Origin of the sequence: Chryseobacterium foetidum, assembly GCF_025457425.1 — a bacterium.
Lineage (GTDB): Bacteria > Bacteroidota > Bacteroidia > Flavobacteriales > Weeksellaceae > Chryseobacterium > Chryseobacterium foetidum.
In genome coordinates this window covers 2583234-2604907 of sequence record NZ_JAMXIA010000001.1, presented here as the reverse complement: position 1 = coordinate 2604907, position 21674 = coordinate 2583234, and the positions used below count along the sequence as shown (strand labels likewise).

27 protein-coding genes are annotated in these 21674 nt (G+C 37.0%); 6 read left to right on the top strand and 21 right to left on the bottom strand.

Going from position 1 to position 21674, the window contains the following annotated elements; all coding sequences use genetic code 11:
- The first annotated feature begins 23 nt into the window (after positions 1-23).
- Together NG809_RS12255 and NG809_RS12250 are read left to right on the top strand one after the other, a co-directional pair.
- Complete coding sequence (locus NG809_RS12255; protein WP_262151027.1) at positions 24-974, top strand: hypothetical protein; 951 nt, start codon at positions 24-26, stop codon at positions 972-974.
- Positions 975-1139: 165 nt separating this feature from the next.
- Positions 1140-1844, top strand: a complete 705-nt coding sequence (locus NG809_RS12250) for an FKBP-type peptidyl-prolyl cis-trans isomerase (protein ID WP_262151025.1) — start codon at positions 1140-1142, stop codon at positions 1842-1844.
- A 77-nt stretch (positions 1845-1921) separates the two neighbouring features.
- Here NG809_RS12250 and NG809_RS12245 read toward each other — a convergent pair whose 3' ends face one another.
- The 12 genes from NG809_RS12245 to NG809_RS12190 all read right to left on the bottom strand — a co-directional run bounded on the left by NG809_RS12245 (position 1922) and on the right by NG809_RS12190 (position 8914).
- Positions 1922-2437 (bottom strand): hypothetical protein, encoded by a 516-nt coding sequence (locus tag NG809_RS12245; RefSeq protein ID WP_262151023.1) that lies wholly within the window; start codon positions 2435-2437, stop codon positions 1922-1924.
- A gap of 42 nt (positions 2438-2479) precedes the next feature.
- Complete coding sequence (locus tag NG809_RS12240) at positions 2480-3025, bottom strand: hypothetical protein (protein WP_262151021.1); 546 nt, start codon at positions 3023-3025, stop codon at positions 2480-2482.
- Position 3026: 1 nt separating this feature from the next.
- Positions 3027-4403, bottom strand: coding sequence for a DUF4153 domain-containing protein (locus tag NG809_RS12235; protein WP_262151020.1), 1377 nt, complete (start codon positions 4401-4403; stop codon positions 3027-3029).
- A 64-nt stretch (positions 4404-4467) separates the two neighbouring features.
- Complete coding sequence (locus NG809_RS12230) at positions 4468-4953, bottom strand: ubiquinone biosynthesis protein COQ4 (RefSeq protein WP_262151019.1); 486 nt, start codon at positions 4951-4953, stop codon at positions 4468-4470.
- A gap of 11 nt (positions 4954-4964) precedes the next feature.
- The gene (locus tag NG809_RS12225) at positions 4965-5354 is read right to left on the bottom strand and encodes a hypothetical protein (RefSeq protein ID WP_262151018.1); all 390 of its coding nucleotides are present in this window, start codon (positions 5352-5354) and stop codon (positions 4965-4967) included.
- A gap of 154 nt (positions 5355-5508) precedes the next feature.
- Positions 5509-5808, bottom strand: a complete 300-nt coding sequence (locus NG809_RS12220) for a hypothetical protein (RefSeq protein ID WP_262151016.1) — start codon at positions 5806-5808, stop codon at positions 5509-5511.
- Positions 5809-5812: 4 nt separating this feature from the next.
- Complete coding sequence (locus tag NG809_RS12215) at positions 5813-6184, bottom strand: hypothetical protein (protein ID WP_262151015.1); 372 nt, start codon at positions 6182-6184, stop codon at positions 5813-5815.
- Between the two features lie 12 nt (positions 6185-6196).
- A complete protein-coding gene (locus tag NG809_RS12210) occupies positions 6197-7036 on the bottom strand; it encodes a metallophosphoesterase (protein WP_262151014.1) in 840 nt (279 codons plus the stop codon).
- A 133-nt stretch (positions 7037-7169) separates the two neighbouring features.
- Positions 7170-7460, bottom strand: coding sequence for a hypothetical protein (locus NG809_RS12205; RefSeq protein ID WP_262151013.1), 291 nt, complete (start codon positions 7458-7460; stop codon positions 7170-7172).
- A gap of 66 nt (positions 7461-7526) precedes the next feature.
- Positions 7527-7817: a winged helix-turn-helix domain-containing protein gene (locus tag NG809_RS12200; RefSeq protein ID WP_056076403.1), complete on the bottom strand. Its 291-nt coding sequence runs from the start codon at positions 7815-7817 to the stop codon at positions 7527-7529.
- Between the two features lie 16 nt (positions 7818-7833).
- Positions 7834-8136: a hypothetical protein gene (locus tag NG809_RS12195; protein ID WP_262151008.1), complete on the bottom strand. Its 303-nt coding sequence runs from the start codon at positions 8134-8136 to the stop codon at positions 7834-7836.
- A gap of 160 nt (positions 8137-8296) precedes the next feature.
- A complete protein-coding gene (locus NG809_RS12190; protein WP_262151006.1) occupies positions 8297-8914 on the bottom strand; it encodes a hypothetical protein in 618 nt (205 codons plus the stop codon).
- 101 nt (positions 8915-9015) lie between these two features.
- Here NG809_RS12190 and NG809_RS12185 point away from each other — a divergent pair, with 101 nt between their 5' ends.
- Together NG809_RS12185 and NG809_RS12180 are read left to right on the top strand one after the other, a co-directional pair.
- Positions 9016-10617 carry a class I SAM-dependent methyltransferase gene (locus NG809_RS12185; protein WP_262151004.1) on the top strand — a complete coding sequence of 534 codons (1602 nt, stop codon included), beginning with the start codon at positions 9016-9018 and terminating at the stop codon, positions 10615-10617.
- A gap of 203 nt (positions 10618-10820) precedes the next feature.
- Positions 10821-11363, top strand: coding sequence for a GNAT family N-acetyltransferase (locus NG809_RS12180; RefSeq protein ID WP_262151002.1), 543 nt, complete (start codon positions 10821-10823; stop codon positions 11361-11363).
- 44 nt (positions 11364-11407) lie between these two features.
- Here NG809_RS12180 and NG809_RS12175 read toward each other — a convergent pair whose 3' ends face one another.
- Complete coding sequence (locus tag NG809_RS12175; RefSeq protein WP_262151001.1) at positions 11408-12172, bottom strand: enoyl-CoA hydratase/isomerase family protein; 765 nt, start codon at positions 12170-12172, stop codon at positions 11408-11410.
- Between the two features lie 164 nt (positions 12173-12336).
- On the opposite strand from NG809_RS12175, the gene NG809_RS12170 reads away from it, so the two are divergent.
- Together NG809_RS12170 and NG809_RS12165 are read left to right on the top strand one after the other, a co-directional pair.
- On the top strand, positions 12337-12879 hold the full coding sequence (locus tag NG809_RS12170) for a phage tail protein (RefSeq protein ID WP_262150999.1): 543 nt from the start codon (positions 12337-12339) through the stop codon (positions 12877-12879).
- A 22-nt stretch (positions 12880-12901) separates the two neighbouring features.
- Positions 12902-13732 carry a T9SS type A sorting domain-containing protein gene (locus NG809_RS12165; protein WP_262150997.1) on the top strand — a complete coding sequence of 277 codons (831 nt, stop codon included), beginning with the start codon at positions 12902-12904 and terminating at the stop codon, positions 13730-13732.
- Between the two features lie 102 nt (positions 13733-13834).
- Here NG809_RS12165 and NG809_RS12160 read toward each other — a convergent pair whose 3' ends face one another.
- The 8 genes from NG809_RS12160 to paaI form a co-directional block, all read right to left on the bottom strand.
- Positions 13835-14422, bottom strand: coding sequence for a trans-aconitate methyltransferase (locus NG809_RS12160; protein WP_396124915.1), 588 nt, complete (start codon positions 14420-14422; stop codon positions 13835-13837).
- Entirely contained in the window at positions 14423-14599 is a 177-nt protein-coding gene (locus tag NG809_RS18385; protein ID WP_317619149.1) for a hypothetical protein, read from the bottom strand.
- Between the two features lie 315 nt (positions 14600-14914).
- On the bottom strand, positions 14915-17410 hold the full coding sequence (gene paaZ, locus NG809_RS12155; RefSeq protein ID WP_262150996.1) for a phenylacetic acid degradation bifunctional protein PaaZ: 2496 nt from the start codon (positions 17408-17410) through the stop codon (positions 14915-14917).
- A 295-nt stretch (positions 17411-17705) separates the two neighbouring features.
- The gene (locus tag NG809_RS12150; protein ID WP_262150994.1) at positions 17706-18533 is read right to left on the bottom strand and encodes an alpha/beta hydrolase; all 828 of its coding nucleotides are present in this window, start codon (positions 18531-18533) and stop codon (positions 17706-17708) included.
- 21 nt (positions 18534-18554) lie between these two features.
- Complete coding sequence (locus tag NG809_RS12145; protein ID WP_262150992.1) at positions 18555-19148, bottom strand: acyltransferase; 594 nt, start codon at positions 19146-19148, stop codon at positions 18555-18557.
- Positions 19149-19264: 116 nt separating this feature from the next.
- Positions 19265-20473: a 3-oxoadipyl-CoA thiolase gene (gene pcaF, locus NG809_RS12140; RefSeq protein WP_262150990.1), complete on the bottom strand. Its 1209-nt coding sequence runs from the start codon at positions 20471-20473 to the stop codon at positions 19265-19267.
- A gap of 56 nt (positions 20474-20529) precedes the next feature.
- Positions 20530-21237 carry a DUF6624 domain-containing protein gene (locus NG809_RS12135; protein ID WP_262150988.1) on the bottom strand — a complete coding sequence of 236 codons (708 nt, stop codon included), beginning with the start codon at positions 21235-21237 and terminating at the stop codon, positions 20530-20532.
- A 10-nt stretch (positions 21238-21247) separates the two neighbouring features.
- Positions 21248-21661: a hydroxyphenylacetyl-CoA thioesterase PaaI gene (paaI, locus tag NG809_RS12130; protein ID WP_262150986.1), complete on the bottom strand. Its 414-nt coding sequence runs from the start codon at positions 21659-21661 to the stop codon at positions 21248-21250.
- Positions 21662-21674: the final 13 nt, after the last annotated feature.

The window sequence follows — 21674 nt, the reverse complement described above, 5'->3', positions numbered from 1 at the left end:
ACACCAACTAAAAATTAAATCTTATGAGAAAATGTTATATTTTGCTTGCTGCACTCCTATGCAGTTACGGCATGAACGCACAGGTAGGAATTAATACCAATACCCCAAGTGCTACTTTGGACGTACAAAAAAGCACGACCGCCGGTCAGCCTATAGGAATTATTCCACCGCGTGTTACTGGAGATGAACTCAGATTGAATGCAAACGTCTATGGTGCTGCTCAAAACGGTGCAATCGTTTATGTAACAACTCCCATAACAGCGATTACTGAACCTAAATCTTCAAGTATTACGAGCCGTGGGCTTTTTATCTATGATGCCGAAGAACCCAATGGAGCAGGTATCGGATCCTGGCAGATAATTCCTGACGGTCCAGCTTCACCAACAGGTGGAGGAACTGGCGATGGTGCTTATGCAGCAAGAATGAGCGGAAATCTTTCAGTATTAAATCTTTCTTTAGGTCTGCTAAGTTCTAATGCACGGTTTGTACGTTTACCCCAGACATCAGGAACCGGCGTAAACCCTCCAATATTGGTTGATATACCAACAACAAATCTTACTAATATTGCCGGCAGCGGAGGCGATTCATACTACACAGTTCCTTCAACCGGGATATATCAGATTAATTACAGCTATAGAACCGGACAAGGGCTGAGCTTACAGGCATTGAGTTCCACAAGACCAGGAATTATTATTGCGAAATCCCAACCAGGAACGGTATTACCATTATCTACATCCAATACAACAACTTTAGATTTCCGCTATTATGGAGGACTAAGCATTTTAGCTTTACCTGGTCTACCATTAGTAGGAGGGCTTTCGCTGGCAAACATATCTTTGACTCAAGGTCAGATCAGCCACATATATCAGCTTTCTGCTGGTGAACAGTTGAGATTTGGTATTGTAGACGGTGGTCTCAGTATTGATTTATTAGCAGACGCTTCGGCAGAAATATCAATTTACAAAATAAAATAAATTTTAAATAATAATTTTAATGAGCTCTTCCGAATTTGTTCGGGAGGGCTTTTTATGTGTATTTTAAAAAACTTTCTTTTATTAAAATCAAAATAGAAAATTCCCCAATAATCATTAGTTTTGTACGCTCAAAATCAATTTTAGAATTAAAATAATTAAATCATAATGAAAAAACAGACCATCGCATTGTTTTGCGTAGCAATCTTCAGCGTTTCGTGTGCTCAGAAGAAAGACAAACAAGCTACAGATAAATATACTGACGACCAGAAAGCTTCTTACTACATTGGATTGAACATCGCTCAAAACATGAAAAACGGAGGCATTAATGTAGATGCAGATCTTCTGGCTCAGGCGATAAAAGAGGAGATGGCAGGAAAACCAAAATTGTTACCTGCTGAAGAAATGGAGTCTTTCATGCAAACCTTTATGCAGAAGCAAAGCGAAAAAAAGATGACTGAAGCTACAGCAAAAGCAGGTGAAAACAAGAAAAAAGGCCTTGAATTTCTTGCTAAAAACAAGCAAAACGCCAAAATAAAAACTACAGCATCCGGTTTACAGTATGAAGTGGTAACTGAGGGTGACGGGAAGACAAAACCTAAAGCAACTGATGCCGTAGAAGTAAAATATACAGGAAAGTTACTTGATGGAACTGTTTTCGATTCTACAGATAAAAATGGCGGAGCACCGATTGAACTTAATCTTGGCAGCGTAATAAGAGGTTGGACAGAAGGCATTCAGCTGATGAGCAAAGGAGCAAAATACAGATTTTACATTCCTTCAGATTTAGCTTATGGTGATCAGGGTGCAGGAGGTGCGATTCCACCGGGAGCAACCATTATCTTTGATGTGGAACTGGTGAACATCAAATAGATTTTTTGAATTATCAGATAAATAAAATGTCTTTCAAGAATTTGAAAGACATTTTTATGTTTACGATTTTAATGTAATTATCTTACAGGTACACTGCTGAAATTCAAAGCAACTTTGAGATTCATGTCTGATGAGGTCTGATTTTTCAGTTCGTAAACGGTTCTCACTGTTACTCCCGAGCTTTTTACTACAGAATCCAAAAATCCGGTTTCATTATTAAGATCAAGATTTAGGCTTGCAGAGGTTGTAGAAATGTTAGATCTCGATGCAACGAGTCTTTCGCTGGTTCCGTCTGAAGAAATGTAGATTTTTACAGATTTCAATGCGCTTAAAGTTCCGCCAGCAGGTGATGCAACTGAGATTTTAGCATCAGAAATTCTCACGTCTTTAATCTGAGCATTATTATTACCACCAAACCAGGTCTGAACATTGGTAGCCGTGGATGTTGAAGACACTTCTTTATCTGCTGGAACTCCCGTAGATACAAGGACATTTGTTGTGTAAGGAAACGTATTTTGTACAATAGACTGTACTGCACCGCAACTCGCTAAAACTGCGGATGCAATTACTGCGGTTGAAAATATTTTTTTCATTTTAATCCAATTTTTTGTTTCTGGCATCAGAAATTATACCAATTATTCTACTGTTACTGAAAAGTCTCCGGTGGTGATTCCGTCGGCCATATTGTTTTTACCGATGATCAGCCACAGCTCACCTTTTCCCTTAACTTCGTGTACCAATTCCTTACCAAACGGTCCGTCCATAGATCCATCCGGCATTTTGATCTGATTAAATCTGATGTTTTGGTTCCTGTCTTTTACTTTGATCGTTGCAGAAATACTGGATTTATTGAAGTCGGTTATCTTCAAAATCAATTTATCGTGCTCAACGGTAAACTTTTCTCCGATGGTAAAAGGAAGCCTTTCTCCGTCTGCCATTCTGATGATGACGCGGTCTTTTTCTTCACGCATCACACCTCTTTCCAGCACTTCTTTTGTTTTGGGAGCGTTGTTGATGGCGGAATCTTTCATTTTTACGGCTACGGAATCTTTGGGACTCAGATTGGCTGACTGCTCATCCACGATAATGGAATCATTGGTTTGAGTTACTGTCTGCTCTTTATCTTTTTGGCATGAATTCAAAAATAAAAATACGATGGCTATTGGAAAATAAAATTTCATATTACTTAGTTTTAGTGGTTTTATAAAACAGAATTTTTGAGAGGAAACTACTCTGTTTCTGAAGTTCAATTTTGCTTACAACATCCTTAAAAAGTTGTTGATCCTTATTTTCTTCAGCATATTTCAGCAACTGTTTTTCGCTGAAGCTTACAGACTGAAGGTGAAAATTAACGGCAAAATCACTCCGTTTGCTGTTCTGCAAGGTGATGATTCCGCCCCAGTTGATGTAAGAACATGCTAAAACTGTTCCATAAACCGCCCAGATCATAGAGTTGAAAAGATAGGCATTGGTTTTCTTTTTCTGAATTTTAATAAAGGTAAGAATGAGACCAATCAGCGATAAAATAAGAAATGCATAAACCCCGATTTTTTTATACGTGAAACCCATGTCGATGATGTATTCTGTATTTTTCACAAAAGCGGAAATGATTAAAATGACATTTAAAAAAATCCAGATTTTCGCCAATAGTTTTAAAGATTTTGCCTTTTCATCGAAGTTGAATCCACCCTTGAAATACATCATAATAACCAAAATCGCCATGATGATTGATAAAATAACAGCATTCACCCGTTCATGTGTTTCTTCGCCAAGCTGAATGGTTGTTTTGGGAATTTCTACGAACTGCTCATAATTGAAGGTGAAAATGAAAACGAGCAACAGAATATTCAGGCAAAACAGCGATATGACACCACTCGTTCTTTCAGAATTTAAATCTAAAAATGAATACGTAGGTTTCTGAATTTTATCTTCATCATTAAATTCATTATTTAAAATATGATTTTGCTTATAAATAATTTTTTCCACAGCAAAATTCCAGTAATTGAAGGCTATGAAGAGTCCTAAAACAGTAACAACAGTCAGTTGCCAGAAATTTATATCTAATTCATAGTTGGTGAAAATACCTGAAAAAATATCACTTCCGGCCGCATAAATTCCGAAAAAGACCGAAACTAAAACCAAAGGAATAACAAAAAATGCGATGGCCTTCTGCAGAAATCCTGAAGTATTGGTCCTTGGCAACCATGCGTCAAAATTGAAAAACCTGCAGATAAATGTAAAGCAATTCACGATAAAAACAGGAATCAGCAAAATTGCTTTCATACTGCTGTTTTTTGAGCGGTAGGACAATAGAAGAAGCGAACTTACCACTGCAAGGAATGAAGGAAAATCTCCGTACCACGCAAATGCAAAACCGGAAAGAACGCTGGTGACAAAGAGCACTATAAATTCTTTGGTTTTGTTTTGTTTAGGCGTTTTGTAAAGTGTCAAAACGGCATAGATAATTCCTAAAATTCCAAGGTTGAGACCAACGTCTTCGTTGTAGAAAAGGGCAATGAAAATTGCGGTGCAAAGGAGAATATAGTGATGTGTTTTCATAGTGTTGGGTGTTGGATGGATGTTAGATGATGGATGTTGGGTGTTGGATGTTTGATGAAGGGTGTTAAAATAAAACCTGAGTTTCTTTCTGTCGGAAGAAGTCTTTTACGTTTTCGAAGTTTTGCCAGAGAAGTTCTTCGAAGTCGATGTGATGGAAGGCACGCATTGATTTTCCTTTCTGATAAGCATTTTTGTAGATTTTATGATATTCGGGTAGGATGATGCTTCCCAAAACAATGGCGGCCAAAAGATGAGCGTTGAGTTTTCCGTTGCCGAGTAGGAGGAACTGCATGGCGATTTCGTCTTCGAAGTTGGTTCCGCAACCGGTGAGCAGATGATGTACATCGTGGTTTTCCATTTTCGGGATCATGGTGAAGCCGTGTTTTTTGTAGAATTCACCTAGTTTTCTGCCGAGGGAATCTTTTTCAAATTCCAAAAGCTGTTTTTCATTAAACTGCCACTGTCTTTTCTTCTTTTTGAAGTATTTTCTATAGAGTTTTTGTGTTTTGTCGTAAACGAAAAGCAGGAATTTTACGCGGAGTTTTTTCATAGTTGATGTATTTAGTAAAAGTTTAAAAAGTAGGAAATCACAATCATCAGAGGAACTGAAAACGGCAGGGAAACTGAAAACCAAAAGCCGAGATTAAAAAGATTAATTCTGAACTTATGAGAATTTTCTTTATTAAAATTAAAGTCATGGTTCGCACCTAAAAAATAGAATAAATTGGCAAAAAACATCATAACCACATAGCCGATTCCCTGAAAGAATATTGTAAAAAAAGTGATTTCAAATTCGGGATCATAAGGCATTATAAGTGATTCACCTAAAATTACATACAGAATAAAAGCAGTTATTCCCGAAACTACCAATCCGAAATTGTAGAGCAATCTTCTTTCACTCCACCATTCTTTAATCTGTGAGTTGGTGAGATTTGAATTTTCGGTTTCCATTGGGTAAGATTTTTTCTTTGTTAAATGAATACATTGTGTTTTAAAGTTGAATTGCACGCGCCCCGACCTGAACGGAGCTCTTTTTGTAAGCGATGGGAAGAGCCAAGGCACAAAAAAGCGGGAGTGGAGGGCGGATACAGGCGCCCAAAAAAAATTAAATAGAATTTAAAGTGAGTCCGATATAGGTGTAAAGAGCTGCGATTGGGATATTGATGCAGAGCATTGCGGATGCAGAAAAACAGTTGGGGAGCTGGCTGCGACGAAAAAAACCGTAAATCAATAATCCAAAAATGATCAGCAAATTGAGCGCCGACGCAAGATATAGCAAAACAAAACCGCAGAGCGCAAAATCAATATTTTTTGTAATGATATTCCCGAAAAGGCAGATGTTGCCGAGAATGAAACAGAGCCAAAATGTATAATTTCCGATGTTTTTGATGGTTGAATTTTTCATGATTTTAGTTGATTTTTGTGTAAACATGATTCATATCTCCATTCAAAATAATTTTAGTCTTCCCGAAAAGTTGATTTGAAAAATAAGTGCTGAACAAAGCCGATTCTCCAAAACTTTTATAATGAAGTTCAATTCGCGGACTGATTCCATTACTCATTTCAAATTGTCCTTTACCGAAAAATCTGCTTTCAAAATTTCCATCGCTGTACAAAATCAAAGTATCTGATTCATGAGGTGCTTCCACACAACAAATAGGATTTTGATAATTTGTATTTACATACATTCCATACAATGTTTTATCTTTTAAGGGATAATCCACATTAAAAATTGTAATAACCAATAACGCTAAGGCAATAATTGTTAATATCAGTTTCATAATTTTAAAGTTTTAAGCTTGAGTTAATTTAAAAACCGTAATCTCCGGCCTCACCATAAATCTTACCTGATAAGAATGCCCGATGGCACGATTGATGTAGAGCATTCTGCCGTCCTGCAAATCGATTTCTCCGGAAATATATTTTCTGTTTTTGACGGGAAGAATTGGAGTAACAACTCCCGGAATTCTGCATTGTCCGCCGTGGGTATGACCACTCAGAATCCAGCCTTGATAGCCATTCCAAACATCTTTGTCGCAGACATCGGGATTGTGACAGAGGACTAAATTGGCTTTTGAAGGATCGTAATCTTTCATGACTTTCATTGGATCAAAATTGGGCGACCATAAGTCGTCGAAGCCGATCAGATTTAAGCCATGGCAATCTTTCTGAGCATTGTTAATCATTGTAACACCGCTGTCTTCTAGAATTTTACAGATAATTTCTGAAGTTCCAACATCCCTAAATTTCACTCCATAATCGTGATTTCCCAGAATACCGAATGTTCCTAAACTTCCGTAAACGGCTTCTGACATTACTCTTTTGAGACTTTCATGATCTTCGGGAGTACCGTGATTGACGAAATCTCCGGTGTACACCACAAAATCGGGATTGAAATTTTTGGCTTTCTGAAAGGACTCGATGAGGAAATTCCAGTCGAAACGGTTTCCGACGTGCAAATCTGAAATCGGCATCAGGATTTTACCTTCCAGTTCTTTCGGTAAATTTCTGATGGGCAGTTTTCTTTGTACAAACTCCAGCCAAAACGGTTCGATCTGCCATGAATAAAGGAAGGGTAAAGCTCCGACTGCGGAAAGCTGTAACAGTCTTTTGAGGAAATGTTTTCTAGTCATGATTAATTTCTTTGCGATGTTTTTTTATCTCACGCAGATTTTTTGGATTGAGCAGATTTTAAACTGCTGGCAAATCTGCCGAATCAGCTCAATCTGCGTGAAACTTATTTACTTATAATCCTTTCGAGTACATTTATCTTCCCGCGATTGGTGATCCGAAAAGACCAACTGCCATTTCAACCCAAATAACCATCAGAATAAGAACGATGACGATGGAAATCATAATTTTTGCTCTGACTGAAAGATTTGAATTCACAATCATGTAAATAAATGAGGCAGTTCCGAAGAGTAAAACTGCGGCGATCAGGAAGTCTGAACCCGTCCAGTTAAAGCCTTCTGCAAAATTATTTGTGACGAATGCTGCCACCATCAAAAGTGAAGGAATAGCGAAAATGAGTGCTGCTTTTTGCTGTTTTGTCATCATAATTTTTAATTTTAATTTATTAAAGTACTTTGTATTTCAAAGTTTAATTTCAAAAAAATATAGAGTTTATCTTCCTATTAATTTTTCAAGTGCATCTAAATGTTGTGTGAAAGCCGTTCTTCCTGACTGCGTCACACGGTAAGAAGTCTTTGGTTTTTTGCCGACAAATTCTTTTTTCACCTCGATGTAATTGGCTTTTTCCAGAGCATTGCTGTGGCTTGCCATATTTCCGTCTGTGATTTCCAGAAGGTTTTTCATTTCAGAAAAATCAACCCAGTCGTTGACCATCAGAACGGACATGATGCCCAATCTCACACGGCTTTCGAATTCTTTGTTGAGTTTTGAAATGTTGATCATTTTAATTTTAATTCAATTAATCTTTAAGTCTTTTATGTTCCAGCTTACTTACTTTACCATGCTTAAAATTTACAATAAGATGATGGTCGACAAAACCGAAACCGTTACTCATTCCTGCATAGTATTGCCAAAAATTCTTTTCTTTATCCCGATATTCCGGCATTCCTAAAATCTTTTTGACTTCAAGAGAATCTTTATTAATTAACAAATCACTTTCGATAAGATCGTCAATCATTTCATATTTACCAAATTCCCCTTCGGCTTCGGAAGTTGTTTTCCATAGATTTTCGTCAAAATCTCTGCTTCTTTCTATGCTCATTGTAAAGATGAGAAAAGAGACAAATGCAAAATAAATTAAAGGAGAAAGAATCGCGGCAGTAATTCCGCTTATCAAAAATTTTCTCTTATTCTCTTTAAATAATACGACAGAAATACCAAAAACAAAAACCGCTATAAAAACAACATATAAGGCAACCATTTTACTTGTACTTCTTATGCATAATCAATCCATACACAATATGTAAAACCCCAAAACCAATCGTCCAGGCGACCAATCCCCAACCTAAAAACAAGAAGGAAAGCAATCCCAAAACGATTTGGCAATAGCCTAAATATTTTATATCCGTCAAAGTATATCTTTCTGCGCTTACCAAAGCTAATCCGTAGAAAATCAATGTTGCGGGAGCGACCAAAACGAATAAATGATGATACAAAAGTCCGAGACAGAAAAATCCTCCGGTTACTAAAGGAATGGCAAAGGCAAAAAGCAATTTTTTTGTTGTTGCATCCCAGATTTTCAGTCCCTTCTTTTTGCTTTTGTTGGCAGTGAGAATGTATCCGCTTGCAATCGCAATAACCAAAATTACTGCTCCGATTACAACAAGTTCCTGAACCAAAGATTTGCTGAAAATATTTCTGTCGCCATCAAAATAATCGATTCCCTCTCTTTTAAAAACAAAAAAAACATAAGCCGCACCAATCATGGCAGCCAAACCTGCCACTACTCCCGACAGGCCACTCAGTGAAATAAACCGTGACGACCGTTCCATCATAGAACGGATGTGCGATAAGTCTTCGTGATAGTTTTTTGATTCCATATAAAAGAACTTTGAATTGCAAAGTTATATTTAATTTTTAAACAGCAAAACTTTTTTCAGAATATTTATCTAAATTTTTTATTTTAGAAAAAACATATTGTATGGACAAGGAAATTCTGAGGTCGGAGATTTTTAAGCATCTGGATGGCGTGGTAACCGCTCCCATCGTGACATCGCTCATAAAAAAGGAAATTATTTCTCTGATTATTCAGCGTGAAAAAATATTGCTGAATGAGCTTTCGGACGAATTTGGGGCTAATGATGGTTATCTGAATGTAGCAGTTCGGGCTTTGGCGTCACAAGGATTTCTAAGTTATGATGTCGACAATCAAAATAACAGTATTACAATTTCAGCGAATAACAGAACACCGTTTCTTCAGAAATACAGTTTGCTTTATCTGAAAGTCCTACCGTTTCTGAAGCTTTCAACCGATATTAAAAATAAAATTAATGAGAATTCTTTTATTGAAGAATTTACACAACTGAGCAATTCTGTCAAAAGTAATTTTGGAATTCAGCTTTCTGATGATTTGGAAGAAAAAACTGTACAGGAACAGATTTTAAAACATATCGAGGGTTGTATCATCGGCCCAGTCATCGTTTATTTGGGTATGACAGGAATGTTTCACAAATACTTTATGGAAACATCCTTTCAGGCAGCAGAATTTCACAAAAACTCAGAAAATTTTGAAGTGATCTTGGACTTTCTGACTTATTTAAACTGGTTTAAAAAGACTGGCGACAATTACAAATTTACCGAAACGGGAATTTACTTTGCCAAAAGAGCGGCATCGTACGGCGTTACGGTTTCCTATCTTCCGCTGTTGAATAAAATGGATGATCTTCTGTTTGGAAACGCTTCAAAAATCAGAGAAATTGCCGATGGTGAAGATGAAATTCACGTTGACAGGGCGATGAACGTTTGGGGAAGCGGTGGTTCGCATTCCAATTACTTTAAAGTGGCGAATGATTTTATTATTCAGATTTTTAATCAACCGATTCATCTGCAGCCAAAAGGCGTTTTGGATATGGGTTGCGGAAACGGTGCCTTCATTCAACATATTTTTGAAACGATTGAAAGATACACGCTTCGTGGGAAAATGCTGGAAGAACATCCTCTGTTTCTGGTGGGTGCCGATTACAATCAGGCGGCTTTGAAAGTGACCCGAGCCAACCTTATCAACAATGATATCTGGGCAAAAGTAATCTGGGGCGACATCGGAAATCCGAAACAGCTCGCAGATGATTTAAAGGAAAATTATGAAATTGAACTTTCAGATTTATTAAATATAAGAACATTTTTAGACCACAACAGAGTCTGGAAATCTCCCGAAAACAGTCAGCCTGAGAGAATCAGCACTTCAACCGGAGCCTTTGTCCATCGTGGGAAACGATTACCTAACAGTTTAGTTGAAGAAAGTCTAAAAGAACATCTGGAACTTTGGCTGCCGTACATTCGTGAAAACGGACTTCTCATTATCGAACTTCATGCTTTAGATTCAAAACTTACAGCTGAAAATTTGGGAAAAACTCCTGCAACGGCTTATGAGGCGACTCATGGTTTTTCAGATCAATATATTCTGGAAGTTGATGTATTTAAAAAGATTTGTCTGGAAACGGGTTTAAAAATCGATAAGGAACTTTTTAGAAAATTTCCCAATTCTGATCTGGCGACGGTTTCTATTAATTTATTAAAGAACTGATTTTGTTTAACCACAAAAGTCACAAAAGATTGAGATGGAAATTAGCTATGCAAAAGGGCAAAAAAGGTGGGCGAATGAGAAAAAATTTAAATCTAAATGATTAGAATTAACAACTCACGCAGATTTTAAGGATAAAGCAAATTATTTTCCACACAATTTAATCTGTTAAATCTGAACAATCAGCGGGAATAAAAAAATAAAAAATGACATTTGAAACATTAGAAACAGAACGCCTCATCCTTCTGAAGCTGGATCCAAAAAAGATGATCGAGATTTTTGAATTGAATGATGATGAAAAAATTAAAGAAATTTTGGGCATTACGGATGAGGAAGAATTTGCACGACAGAAAAAAATAAATCATTACGGCTACGAATCTTACAATCGAAAAATACTGAGTTTTAAAATTGTAGAAAAACAAAGCGGTAAAAAAATCGGCAACATCAGTTTTCATACCTGGAATCCTCAACATCACCGTGCGGAAGTAGGTTATGATTTGTTTTTGGAAGAATATAAACGCAAAGGCTACATGAAAGAAGCCCTCGGAAGAATAATTGAATTTGGTTTTGAAGAACTGGATCTCAATCGGATTGAAGCGTTAATTGATGACGCCAATATACCTTCAAAAAAGCTTTTGGAGCATTACGGCTTTTCAAAAGAAGGAATTACACGCGGACATTATTTGGTGGATGGCGTTTTTGAAGATTCCGTATTGTATTCTCTTTTAAAATCTGAATATAAAAAGTAAAAAAAAGCGTTGTCAGTTTTAATTCCGACAACGCTTTCTATCAATTATTTAGCTCTTAATCTCTCTTTTATAGCTTCTATATTTTTCTTGGCAGAATCTTCCAGAATCAAACTTGCACTCATGTGAATTCTGGCTGGCATCAATTCATTAAAATGCTCTGTTCCTTCCCATGAAACTTTTTTAATTAAAGCCAAAGCATCTTCGCTTCTGGCGGATAATGTGTTTAAGAATTTCTCTAATTTAGAATCCATTTCTGCAATTGTTTCAGAAACTGAGTGGTAAATATTGTGCTGTTCCGCCCATTCTGCAGATCTGAAATCTGCATCAATCGCCATGGCAGAAAACTGAGACTTCCCGATTTTTCTTTCTACATAAGGTCCAATAACGAAAGGTCCGATTCCTAAATTGATTTCCGTCAAAGCCAGAGCAGAATCTTTAGTTGCAAAACAGTAATCAGCACCACAAGCCAAGCCTACTCCACCACCGGTAGTTTTCCCCTGAACTCTTACAATCACGATCTTACCACAATTTCTCATTGCATTTAAAACTTTGGCGAAACCACCGAAAAACTTCGTTGAAGCTTCAAGTTCTCCGATGGCTAAAAGTTCATCAAAACTTGCTCCGGCACAGAACGCTTTTTCGCCCTCGCTTTTAACCAAGATTGCTTTCACTTCTATTTTCGCTCCCTCTTCAAGAATAGTTGCAGCTAATTTTTCTAAAATCGCTCCCGGAAGAGCATTGCTTTTTGCAGTTCCGAAAGTGATTTCGGCAATATTGTTTTTAATTTCTGATGTTACAAAATCGCTCATCTGTTTTTAAATATGATTTAAACAAAAATACTAACAATTGTTCGGGTAAAAAAATCATTAGGTATAAATACTGAATCATCTAATTGGTTATTTATACGCTAAAAAACAATTATGTTAAGTTTTACCTTTGACCTAACAAACTAACCCAAAAACTTATTATTATTATGGAAGAAATGATGGCAACAATCAAGATGTTCGCAGGAACCTATGCACCGGCAAACTTTATGTTTTGCGACGGATCTTTACTGCAAATCATGCAGTATCAGGCGCTGTTCTCACTGATTGGTACAACCTATGGAGGCGACGGCGTGAGAACTTTTGCATTGCCCAATCTAAACGGAAGATTACCCGTGGGAGCAGGAAATTCTACAACAGGAAAATCTGTACAGCTTGGAGAAGCAGCAGGAAATTATCAAAATACACTAACAGAAGCTAACTTACCAAGCTTCAGCGGAGCAATAAAAGTGGCAAAAACAAACGCCAATTCTACCACTCCATCGGCTTCATCTTCAATTGCAATCACCGGAACTCCGAACGGAAGAGATTTTAATCCTATCCCTAGTTATGTAGACGGAAATCCTGATACTTTAATCAGCGGACAATCTGTATTTCATCAGGGGCAAAGTGCGCCAGTGAATAACATGCCACCTTATCTGGGAATGAATTATATTATCTGTGTGAATGGAATTTATCCACCAAGACCTTAAATAAACTTAAAACAAAACCGTCATGAAAAGAACAACTATTTTCTTAATCTGTAGTATGTTCATCTCTTTTCTGTCATTGGGACAGGCACCCACTACAGAGCTTTTTGAAACTGAATCACATCAGAGTACAAGTTTTAGCGATAATGATGTTACCTTCAATATTATCTCTCATAACGGGCTTTTTCGTAACTACACCGCTACATCTCAATGGGGATGGAGTGGAACTGGCGGCGACTACCGGTTTGTAGATAATTCAGGAAGTATACCTACAACTTCATCACCGTCATTCAGCATCAAAACAACCTCAAATTTGTTTAAAGTAAGCCGTTTCTGGATTTTTTGCGGAGATCTTAATACAAATCCCAATACTACCGGAACGCTTACGGTAACGGGCAAACTGTCGGGTGCTATAAAATTTTCAAACACAAAAACTGCGGACTTTGCAGGCTCCCCCGGTGCAACAAATGGCTACACACTTATTGATCTGACCAGTTTTCAAAGTCAAAATTATTCAAATATTGTCATCGATGAGCTGATGATAACGGGTGGCGGAAATTTCAGATATTTGGGACTTGACGCTTTCACCTGGGTAAAAGATACCAATCTCGTGCTGGCTGCTTCTGAAGTGAAAAAGGACAAAACAAACCACGATATTTATCCAAATCCTACCTCAGGACCATTGACCATCAACACCGAAAAGAGTGGAAAATTTGAAATCTACAGTCTGTCAGGATCATTACTGAAAACTATTGAAACACAAAAAGGTGAGAACAGAACAGATATCTCCGGATTTCCAGACGGCGTATACATTCTGAAATCTGAAACCACATCTCAAAAGATTATAAAAAAATAAAAACCACCACGAAAACTCTTTTTTTGAATGAAGATTATTTCATACGATTCTAAAACATGATGAAAATTTCCCGGGCAACCGGGATTTTTTGGTTTTACCAATCTATTTTCTTCCGTACATCAATATTCTTTTGAAAGCATAAATGGCCGGAAACTTTTCAAATTTTTCAGCGATCCGCTTTTTATATTCTGTGGTAAACATTTCCTCCGACACCTCATCCAGTCTTTCCAGATAGGGAATTAAAGCCGAACCGGAAATAAACTGAAACAACTCTTCAGCATCTTTGGCAACAATCGGATAGACTTTGACGGAGATATTCAAATCTTTTAAGCCTGAATCAAACATCATTTTTGCATACTCATCAATACCTAAGACAGGAGAAATTCTGTTAAAACTATTTAATTGACGCTTGAAAGGTTCTTCCGAAGCCAACTGAATTAAAATCCGGTTTAAAACATTCTCATTCTGCACAGGCATTTGTACTGCAAACTGACCGTTTTCACTCAATAAAGAAAGCAATTTTGGAAATAATTTCCCGTGATCATCAGACCATTGCAGAGCTGCATTGCTGAAAATCAAACCCCATTTTTCATTCGATTCGTATAATTCTTCAATTGTTCTTTGTTTAAAACTTAAATTTTCGTTTTTAAATTCCAAAGATTTCTGAAGCATTTCAGCAGACGAATCGATTCACAAAAACTGCGCATCAGGAAATTTATCTGAAAGAATTTTAGTTTGCTCGCCGGTTCCGCAACCGATGTCGATGGCTGTTTTAAGATTTTCAGACGAAATGTTTTCTGCTAAATCAAAAAACGGTTGGTAGCGGATGTTTTTGAACTGGTTGTAGGTATCGGGATTCCAGGGCATGTTTTTTATTTATTGGTTTGTAATTTATACAGTAAAATCCGTATGATTCTTATCTGTGTTGTGTTATTTGGGAAGACAATAGGCGGACTCCGTAGGAGTCATATGTGTGTAGATTTAAGAATTTCATGATTCGGCGCAGTCCGTAGGACTGCTATCTTTTAGTTATCAATCTATTTCTACAGAGATAGCATTCCTTTGGAATGCCCATTTCACATTCTAATTTATGTAATTTTTAAATAACAACATTCATAATTGCAAAAAAAAAGTGCAACAAAAACTGTTACACTGCTAAATTTTCACATTGGTACATTCAGATTAAACCAACCCAAACTGCTCAAAATGATGCGTAAAATGCTTTCTCTGGAAAAGCTCCATCATTTCTTTATTCAAATGCCCGAATCTCGGATTGTAATGTTCCGCAAAAGGATTTTCCTTGAAATAAACGGTAAACTCTTTTAGCGTCTCTACTAACTGAGTTTTAGCTGCGTCCAGATTTTTATTTTTATTCTGAGGAACTTCACCTTCTTTCCATAAAGGATATTGTGCTCCCGGACGGATTTTTTTGTCGGTGTACAGCCAATCCTGAAGTTTTTCTAATTTTTCTTCCGGAATTTCATCAAAATCTTTCGGCTTTAAATCACCAAAACCGTTTCTCAGAACCTCTTCCAAATGCTCAACCATCAATTGTGGTGTAAAATCTCCAAAAACAGGTTTCGTATTTTCAGTTAAAGCATTTAATTTTTTCTGAATATTCTGAACTTTAAAATCAATAAATGGAGAATGTTTTGCCACCAATGTTAAAATTGTAGCAACACAAACTACCTCATCCCTTTGGTTAACCACTTCAACCAACCATTTAACAACGCCTGAAGGAATAGTTCTTCCTTTAACGCCACGATTAATTTTCTCTTTAGCCGTTAAATAAACCGTAATCGTATCTCCAGCATAAACCGGCTTGAAGAACGAACAGTTTTCCAGTCCATAATTGGCGATAACGGGTCCTTTTTTCCCTGAAACAAACAATCCGGCTGCTGCAGAAAGAATGAAATATCCGTGAGCCACCGTTTTATCGAAAATAGTTCCTGACAAACTGGTTGCGTCTGTGTGTGCATAAAAATGATCCCACGAAACATTCGAGAAATTCACGATATCTGCATCGGTAACCGTTCTTCCTGCTGTTTCCAAAGAATCTCCAACCTCAACTTCCTCAAAATATTTCTGGAATGGATGTTTGTCTGAATATTTTTTCTCAGCACCCTGCTGATATACTTTTGTAATTGCCGTTAAAATATCCGGAGAACCTTGAATCGCTGTTTTCTGAAGGAAGAAATGAAGACCGTTCAGTCCACCCATTTCCTCGCCGCCACCCGCTCTTCCGGGACCACCGTGCATCAAAGTTGGAAGCGGAGAACCGTGACCTGTGCTTTCTTTTGCATTGTCTCTGTTTAGAACGAAAATTCTTCCATGTTGAGAAGCCATTTTCCATGAAGTTTCAGCAACAAATTTCTCATCGTGAGAAACAATTGAACCTACCAAACTTCCTTTTCCTCTTTTTGCCAAAGCAGCAGCTTCTTCCGCATCTTTGTAAGGCATCAACGTAGAAACCGGACCGAAAGCTTCGACATCATGAGATATATTTTTTGTGAATGGAGCATCATTTAAGAATAATTTTGGAGACATAAATGCACCATTTTCGTAATCAGCATCTACCAATTCATGTTTTCCATCGTAAATCAGTTCATTTTCAGTTTTCAGAATGTCGACTTTTCTTAAAACTTCGTTGTACTGCTGTTTTCCAACCAAAGATCCCATTCTCGTTTCCCTGCTTAATGGATTTCCGATTTTTGTCTGGTCTAAAGCTTTAGACAAAGCATTCTGAACATCACCTATCAAGTTTTCGGGAACCAGAATTCTTCTAATCGCGGTACATTTCTGTCCGGCTTTCGTTGTCATTTCTGTACGAACTTCTTTGATGAACAAGTCGAATTCAGGCGTTCCCGGTTTTGCATCCAAACCAAGAATCGAACAGTTCAAAGAATCAGCTTCCATATTGAAACGGACGGAGTTTCCTGAAACCGAAGGTAAAGATTTTAATTTTCTACCTGTCGAAGCAGAACCTGTAAATAATACAGAATCTCCATCCTGAACATAATCCAGAATATTTCCCGGTTCGCCACAAACCAACTGAAGTGCACCTTCCGGAAGAAAGCCACTCTCAATCATATCCTGAAAAACAGCATTCGTCAAATAAGAACCGTAAGGCGAAGGCTTTACAATTGAAGGAACACCCGCCAGCAACGAAGTGGAAAGCTTTTCCAACATTCCCCAAACCGGAAAATTGTAGGCGTTGATTTGTACAGAAACCCCTTCACTTGGTGTTAAAATGTGAGTTCCCAAGAAAGTTCCGTTAGCTGAAATTTTCTGAGTTTCCCCATCAACCCAAAACGGCGTATTCGGAAGCATTCTCTTTGCCAAACCTGAATACGTGAAGAAAGTACCGAAACCACCCTCAATATCGACCCATGAATCGGCGTGAGTTGCTCCTGTTTTATAGGATAAATCGTAATATTTTTTCTTTCTTTCTAAAAGGTAAAGCGCTACTTTTTTTAACATTTCCCCACGGTCGTAGAACGTCATGGATGAAAGATTTTTGTAACCTACAGTTCTTCCGAAATCCAAAGCCTGTTCAAAATTCAGCCCTTCCGTATCTGAAATAGCAACCTGCTCTCCTGTCACGGCATTGTATAAAGGAATTCCGTTTCCGTTGCCTTCGATCCATTCGCCGTGGATATAGTTTTTTAACTTTTCCATATAGTTTTTTACTTTTTACTTACATTTAAATTTTTAATAATGTTTCTGATTATCAGATAAGAGATCAAAAGAATTATACAAACATCTATTATTAAAACGAAATCAATAAATATTGTGTAGAACAAATCTTTACGTTTAAGACTGTCAATTACTTTATCCGATTCAATATGTTCAAAAGCATCTGAAATTCTGATTGATTCATTTATTAATTTAAATCCTAAAAAATTGATTGCTACAATTACTACTAGAATTAAAAACCAATATTTCTTCAATACATTTATCATTTCAAATTGATTTACTTTGGTTCTTTGTAAGGAAACATTTTCAGCAAACCTTCGTACAAACTTCTGTGAAGAATCGTTGCATGATTGTCTAATTCCATCATTTTATATTCTACCGTCCAGTTTTTCTTGTTGGTTTTTTTCAGAGTTTCAAATAGATCCTGCGCATCTTTTACCATCACTTTATGCTCTCCTTTCCCTACAGAGACATAGATAAATTTCTTGGTATCAGGAATTTTAGATAATAATTGAGGAGCCTGTTTCAAAAGACTTTCATCATCCCACCATAAACTCGGACTGATGATAAAATAATTATTGAACATTTCAGGTTTTTTAAGTAGAATTTCTGTTGCTAAAAGTCCGCCAAGAGACTGTCCGAACAGATAAGTTTCAGTAGTTTTAAACTGACTTTCGATATAAGGTTTAAGTTCTTTCTCAAAGAAATTGATGAATTTATCTGAGTGTCCCGTGGTTGGATAATCTTTCTGTAAATCCTTTAAATCGGTATGAAAAGTAAAGTCTCTTTTTCTATCAATATTAGCAATTCCGACAACGATGGTTTCCGGCATTGCATACATTAAACTGAAAAACTGTACCAATCCTGTAACATGGATAAAGTCTTCGTTCATACTTCCATCCAAAAGATAGATAATCGGATAGGATTTTGTTTTATCGAAATTTTGAGGAAGATATATGTTTAGTGTTCTGTCTTCTTTTAAAATTTCTGATTTTATTGTTCTGATTTCTCCTATAGTTAATGGTTTTACATTTTCAGTCTGGGCGAAAGCCGTGAATTGAAATGTAAATAGAATACTGACGAAAATGAGGAGTTTTTTAATCATATTAAATTTCGTAAAGTTGGATTATTTCACATCATCCCAAATACTGTAATCAACAACCTTCGTAGGAATCTGCTGAACATATTCCGTAAACGGTTCACAAGGAAGAATTGCATCTTTTCCTTCTCTTGCCAGTTCCTGATAGAGTTTTGTTCCTTCCGTTTTCCATTTGATCATTTCATCAGAAACATCACGGATAATTTTTGCCGGACTTCCGACGATCAGTTTTCTTGCATCACATCTGAAATTTGCAGGAACAAAAGCCAATGCTCCGATGATGCACTCGTCGCCGATAACGGCTTTGTCCATTACAACAGCATTCATTCCAACCAGACAATTTCTACCGATATGTCCCGAATGGATGATCGCTCCATGGCCGATGTGTGCACATTCTTCTAAAATGGTTTCAATCCCGGGAAAAACGTGAAGTGTACAGTTTTCCTGAACATTGGCACCGTTTTTCACAATTATTTTACCCCAATCGCCACGAATAACCGCGTTCGGACCGATATAAACTTCTTCACCGATTTCCACATTACCGATAATAACCGCCTGCGGATGAACGTAAGCGGAAGGTTTGATGATGGGACGAATTCCGTGGTATGAGTAAATGTTCATAAAATTAATTTGAAAATTAGAGAATGAATTAATTTGAAAATTACAGGTGTTTTAATTTAAGAATTGAAATTGTTTTGAATAATATTTTCAAATTCTCAAATTAGCCCATTTTCAAATTAAACTCTTTCAATGACCATTGCATAACCCTGACCGACACCGATACAAAGTGTACACAACGCATATTTTTTATTTTGCTTTTGAAGTTCTACAGCTGCAGAACCGATAATTCTCGCTCCCGACACTCCAAGCGGATGACCGATGGCAATTGCGCCTCCGTTTGGATTTATTCTTGAATCATCATCATTTAATCCTAAACTTCTGGTTACCGCTAAAGATTGAGCAGCAAAAGCTTCGTTCAATTCGATAACATCCATATTATCCAATGAAAGATTCAGTCTTTTCAAAAGTTTTTGAGTCGCTTCAACAGGGCCTATTCCCATAATTCTTGGCTCTACACCGGCAACTGATGATCCTAAAATCTTAGCTTTTGGCTTCAAACCATATTTTTTTACCGCTTCTTCGCTTGCTAAAATCAATGCTGCTGCACCGTCATTCATTCCTGAAGCGTTTCCGGCAGTTACAGTTCCACCTTCTTTTTTGAAAGCAGGACGAAGTTTTCCTAAACCTTCCATTGAAGACGTTGGCTTGATAAATTCGTCAGTGTCAAAGATTTTCGGCTCGCCTTTTCTCTGTGGAATTTCAACCTGTACAATTTCTTCTGCCAGTCTTCCGCTTTCCTGAGCTTTTGTTGCTTTTTGTTGTGACCAAAGTGCAAATTTATCCTGATCTTCACGGCTGATGTTGTGCATTTCTGCCAAATTTTCAGCAGTGTCTCCCATCGTGTCTACACCGTACATTTCTTTCATTTTGGGATTCACAAATCTCCATCCGAATGTCGTGTCAAACATTTGGCTGTCCCTCCCGAAAGCAGTACTTGGTTTTGACATCACATAAGGTGAACGCGTCATGTGCTCAACGCCACCTGCAATGTAAATTTCGCCTTCTCCGGAAGCGATCGAACGGAAAGCATTGGCCACCGCCGACATTCCTGAAGCGCATAGTCTGTTCACCGTTTCACCCCCGATTTTGTACGGAAGTCCGGCCAGTAAAAGTCCCATTCTTGCAACGTTTCTATTATCTTCACCCGCCTGATTGGCACATCCAAAAATAACGTCCTCAATTTCCTCAACAGGAACTTCAGGATTTCTTGCAACAATTTCTTTAAGAACGATTGCTGCCAAATCATCGGCACGCACTTCTGATAAACCTCCGATTAATTTTGAAATGGGAGTTCTGATGTAATCTATGATATATACGTTATTCATTATATTTAATTTGAAAATGTGTTAATTTGAGAATTTGAAAATGAGATAATTACTAATTAGTGAATATTTGAGGCCTGTTTTCTTAATTCCAAAGCCTTTTTCAAGGAGAATGGTTTGTATACGAAATCTTTCCCGAACAGCTCTTTAGCATTTTCTTCTATTGTATTTTTAAATCCGGTTTCTTTGCGCAATTTATTAACATTCTTCTCATTTTTTATTGGCCAGATGAAGTTCACAAAATCTTCCTTTCCATCTTTATTAATGAAGAATTCTCCAGCTCCCTGAGTGCCGTAAATTTGCTCCTTTCCACTGTTCATTAAGAATCTGTCTTCCATCATCGCAGCTAAAGTAAAAGGTATTTCTCTTTGTTTTCCTGCATTTTTAATGATTGGTAAATATTTTTCGATTTTATTTGAATGTTGGATGACATACCAAGCCGATTGATTAGTAGGTTCTCCAACGAGAGATTTTCCTGGATAGCCGTATTGAGAAATAATTTTTTCAATTTTTCGCATATTCAGACTGTCTATATCAACGACTAATTGCCATTGTTTTTCCTTAAAATCTTCTTCATCGATATTTAATTTTTTTAGAATCTCGCTTTTTTTCTCAGCAGTAATTCCATTGTCGAACAGTCTTCTGTAAGTTTGATCTAATCTAAGAATTTCATCTAACTCTTTCTTCAGGTTTTCATTAACTTGTTGCTTTTGAGCATTGGCAAAACTTAGTAAAAAAACTAAAATAAAAGATGCAAAATACTTCATCAATTAAAATTTAAAGTTCAACCACTTTTTTTCCAATCTTATAAACTGTTCCGACAAATTTTGCAACCAAATCATTATTTTGGTTGGTAATTTTAATATCGTAAATCGCTGTTTTTCTGGTATCATTTACCAAAATACTTTCAGCTCTGAAAATATCTCCTTCTCTTCCTGCTTTTGTGAAATTGATGGTTACACTTAATGCAACCGCTGCGTTTCCGTCGTTGTTGGATGAAAAAGCGAAGGCTGAATCTGCAAACGCAAACGTTACTCCGCCGTGCACTGTTCCCAAGCCGTTGAGCATTTGTCTGGTGATTTCCATTTCAATCAAAGCGTAATTTTCTTTAATATCAATGATATTTATTCCTAAAAATTGGGAGAAGTAATCTTTCTCCATCATATAATCTACAACCTGTCTCGGATTCATTAATTTTTTAATT

Coding starts and splice junctions, on each gene's coding strand:
- NG809_RS12255 (WP_262151027.1), top strand. CDS start 24: ATGAGAAAATGTTATATTTTGCTTGCTGCACTCCTATGCAGTTACGGC.
- NG809_RS12250 (WP_262151025.1), top strand. CDS start 1,140: ATGAAAAAACAGACCATCGCATTGTTTTGCGTAGCAATCTTCAGCGTT.
- NG809_RS12245 (WP_262151023.1), bottom strand. CDS start 2,437: ATGAAAAAAATATTTTCAACCGCAGTAATTGCATCCGCAGTTTTAGCG.
- NG809_RS12240 (WP_262151021.1), bottom strand. CDS start 3,025: ATGAAATTTTATTTTCCAATAGCCATCGTATTTTTATTTTTGAATTCA.
- NG809_RS12235 (WP_262151020.1), bottom strand. CDS start 4,403: ATGAAAACACATCACTATATTCTCCTTTGCACCGCAATTTTCATTGCC.
- NG809_RS12230 (WP_262151019.1), bottom strand. CDS start 4,953: ATGAAAAAACTCCGCGTAAAATTCCTGCTTTTCGTTTACGACAAAACA.
- NG809_RS12225 (WP_262151018.1), bottom strand. CDS start 5,354: ATGGAAACCGAAAATTCAAATCTCACCAACTCACAGATTAAAGAATGG.
- NG809_RS12220 (WP_262151016.1), bottom strand. CDS start 5,808: ATGAAAAATTCAACCATCAAAAACATCGGAAATTATACATTTTGGCTC.
- NG809_RS12215 (WP_262151015.1), bottom strand. CDS start 6,184: ATGAAACTGATATTAACAATTATTGCCTTAGCGTTATTGGTTATTACA.
- NG809_RS12210 (WP_262151014.1), bottom strand. CDS start 7,036: ATGACTAGAAAACATTTCCTCAAAAGACTGTTACAGCTTTCCGCAGTC.
- NG809_RS12205 (WP_262151013.1), bottom strand. CDS start 7,460: ATGATGACAAAACAGCAAAAAGCAGCACTCATTTTCGCTATTCCTTCA.
- NG809_RS12200 (WP_056076403.1), bottom strand. CDS start 7,817: ATGATCAACATTTCAAAACTCAACAAAGAATTCGAAAGCCGTGTGAGA.
- NG809_RS12195 (WP_262151008.1), bottom strand. CDS start 8,136: ATGAGCATAGAAAGAAGCAGAGATTTTGACGAAAATCTATGGAAAACA.
- NG809_RS12190 (WP_262151006.1), bottom strand. CDS start 8,914: ATGGAATCAAAAAACTATCACGAAGACTTATCGCACATCCGTTCTATG.
- NG809_RS12185 (WP_262151004.1), top strand. CDS start 9,016: ATGGACAAGGAAATTCTGAGGTCGGAGATTTTTAAGCATCTGGATGGC.
- NG809_RS12180 (WP_262151002.1), top strand. CDS start 10,821: ATGACATTTGAAACATTAGAAACAGAACGCCTCATCCTTCTGAAGCTG.
- NG809_RS12175 (WP_262151001.1), bottom strand. CDS start 12,172: ATGAGCGATTTTGTAACATCAGAAATTAAAAACAATATTGCCGAAATC.
- NG809_RS12170 (WP_262150999.1), top strand. CDS start 12,337: ATGGAAGAAATGATGGCAACAATCAAGATGTTCGCAGGAACCTATGCA.
- NG809_RS12165 (WP_262150997.1), top strand. CDS start 12,902: ATGAAAAGAACAACTATTTTCTTAATCTGTAGTATGTTCATCTCTTTT.
- NG809_RS18385 (WP_317619149.1), bottom strand. CDS start 14,599: ATGCCCTGGAATCCCGATACCTACAACCAGTTCAAAAACATCCGCTAC.
- paaZ (WP_262150996.1), bottom strand. CDS start 17,410: ATGGAAAAGTTAAAAAACTATATCCACGGCGAATGGATCGAAGGCAAC.
- NG809_RS12150 (WP_262150994.1), bottom strand. CDS start 18,533: ATGATTAAAAAACTCCTCATTTTCGTCAGTATTCTATTTACATTTCAA.
- NG809_RS12145 (WP_262150992.1), bottom strand. CDS start 19,148: ATGAACATTTACTCATACCACGGAATTCGTCCCATCATCAAACCTTCC.
- pcaF (WP_262150990.1), bottom strand. CDS start 20,473: ATGAATAACGTATATATCATAGATTACATCAGAACTCCCATTTCAAAA.
- NG809_RS12135 (WP_262150988.1), bottom strand. CDS start 21,237: ATGAAGTATTTTGCATCTTTTATTTTAGTTTTTTTACTAAGTTTTGCC.
- paaI (WP_262150986.1), bottom strand. CDS start 21,661: ATGAATCCGAGACAGGTTGTAGATTATATGATGGAGAAAGATTACTTC.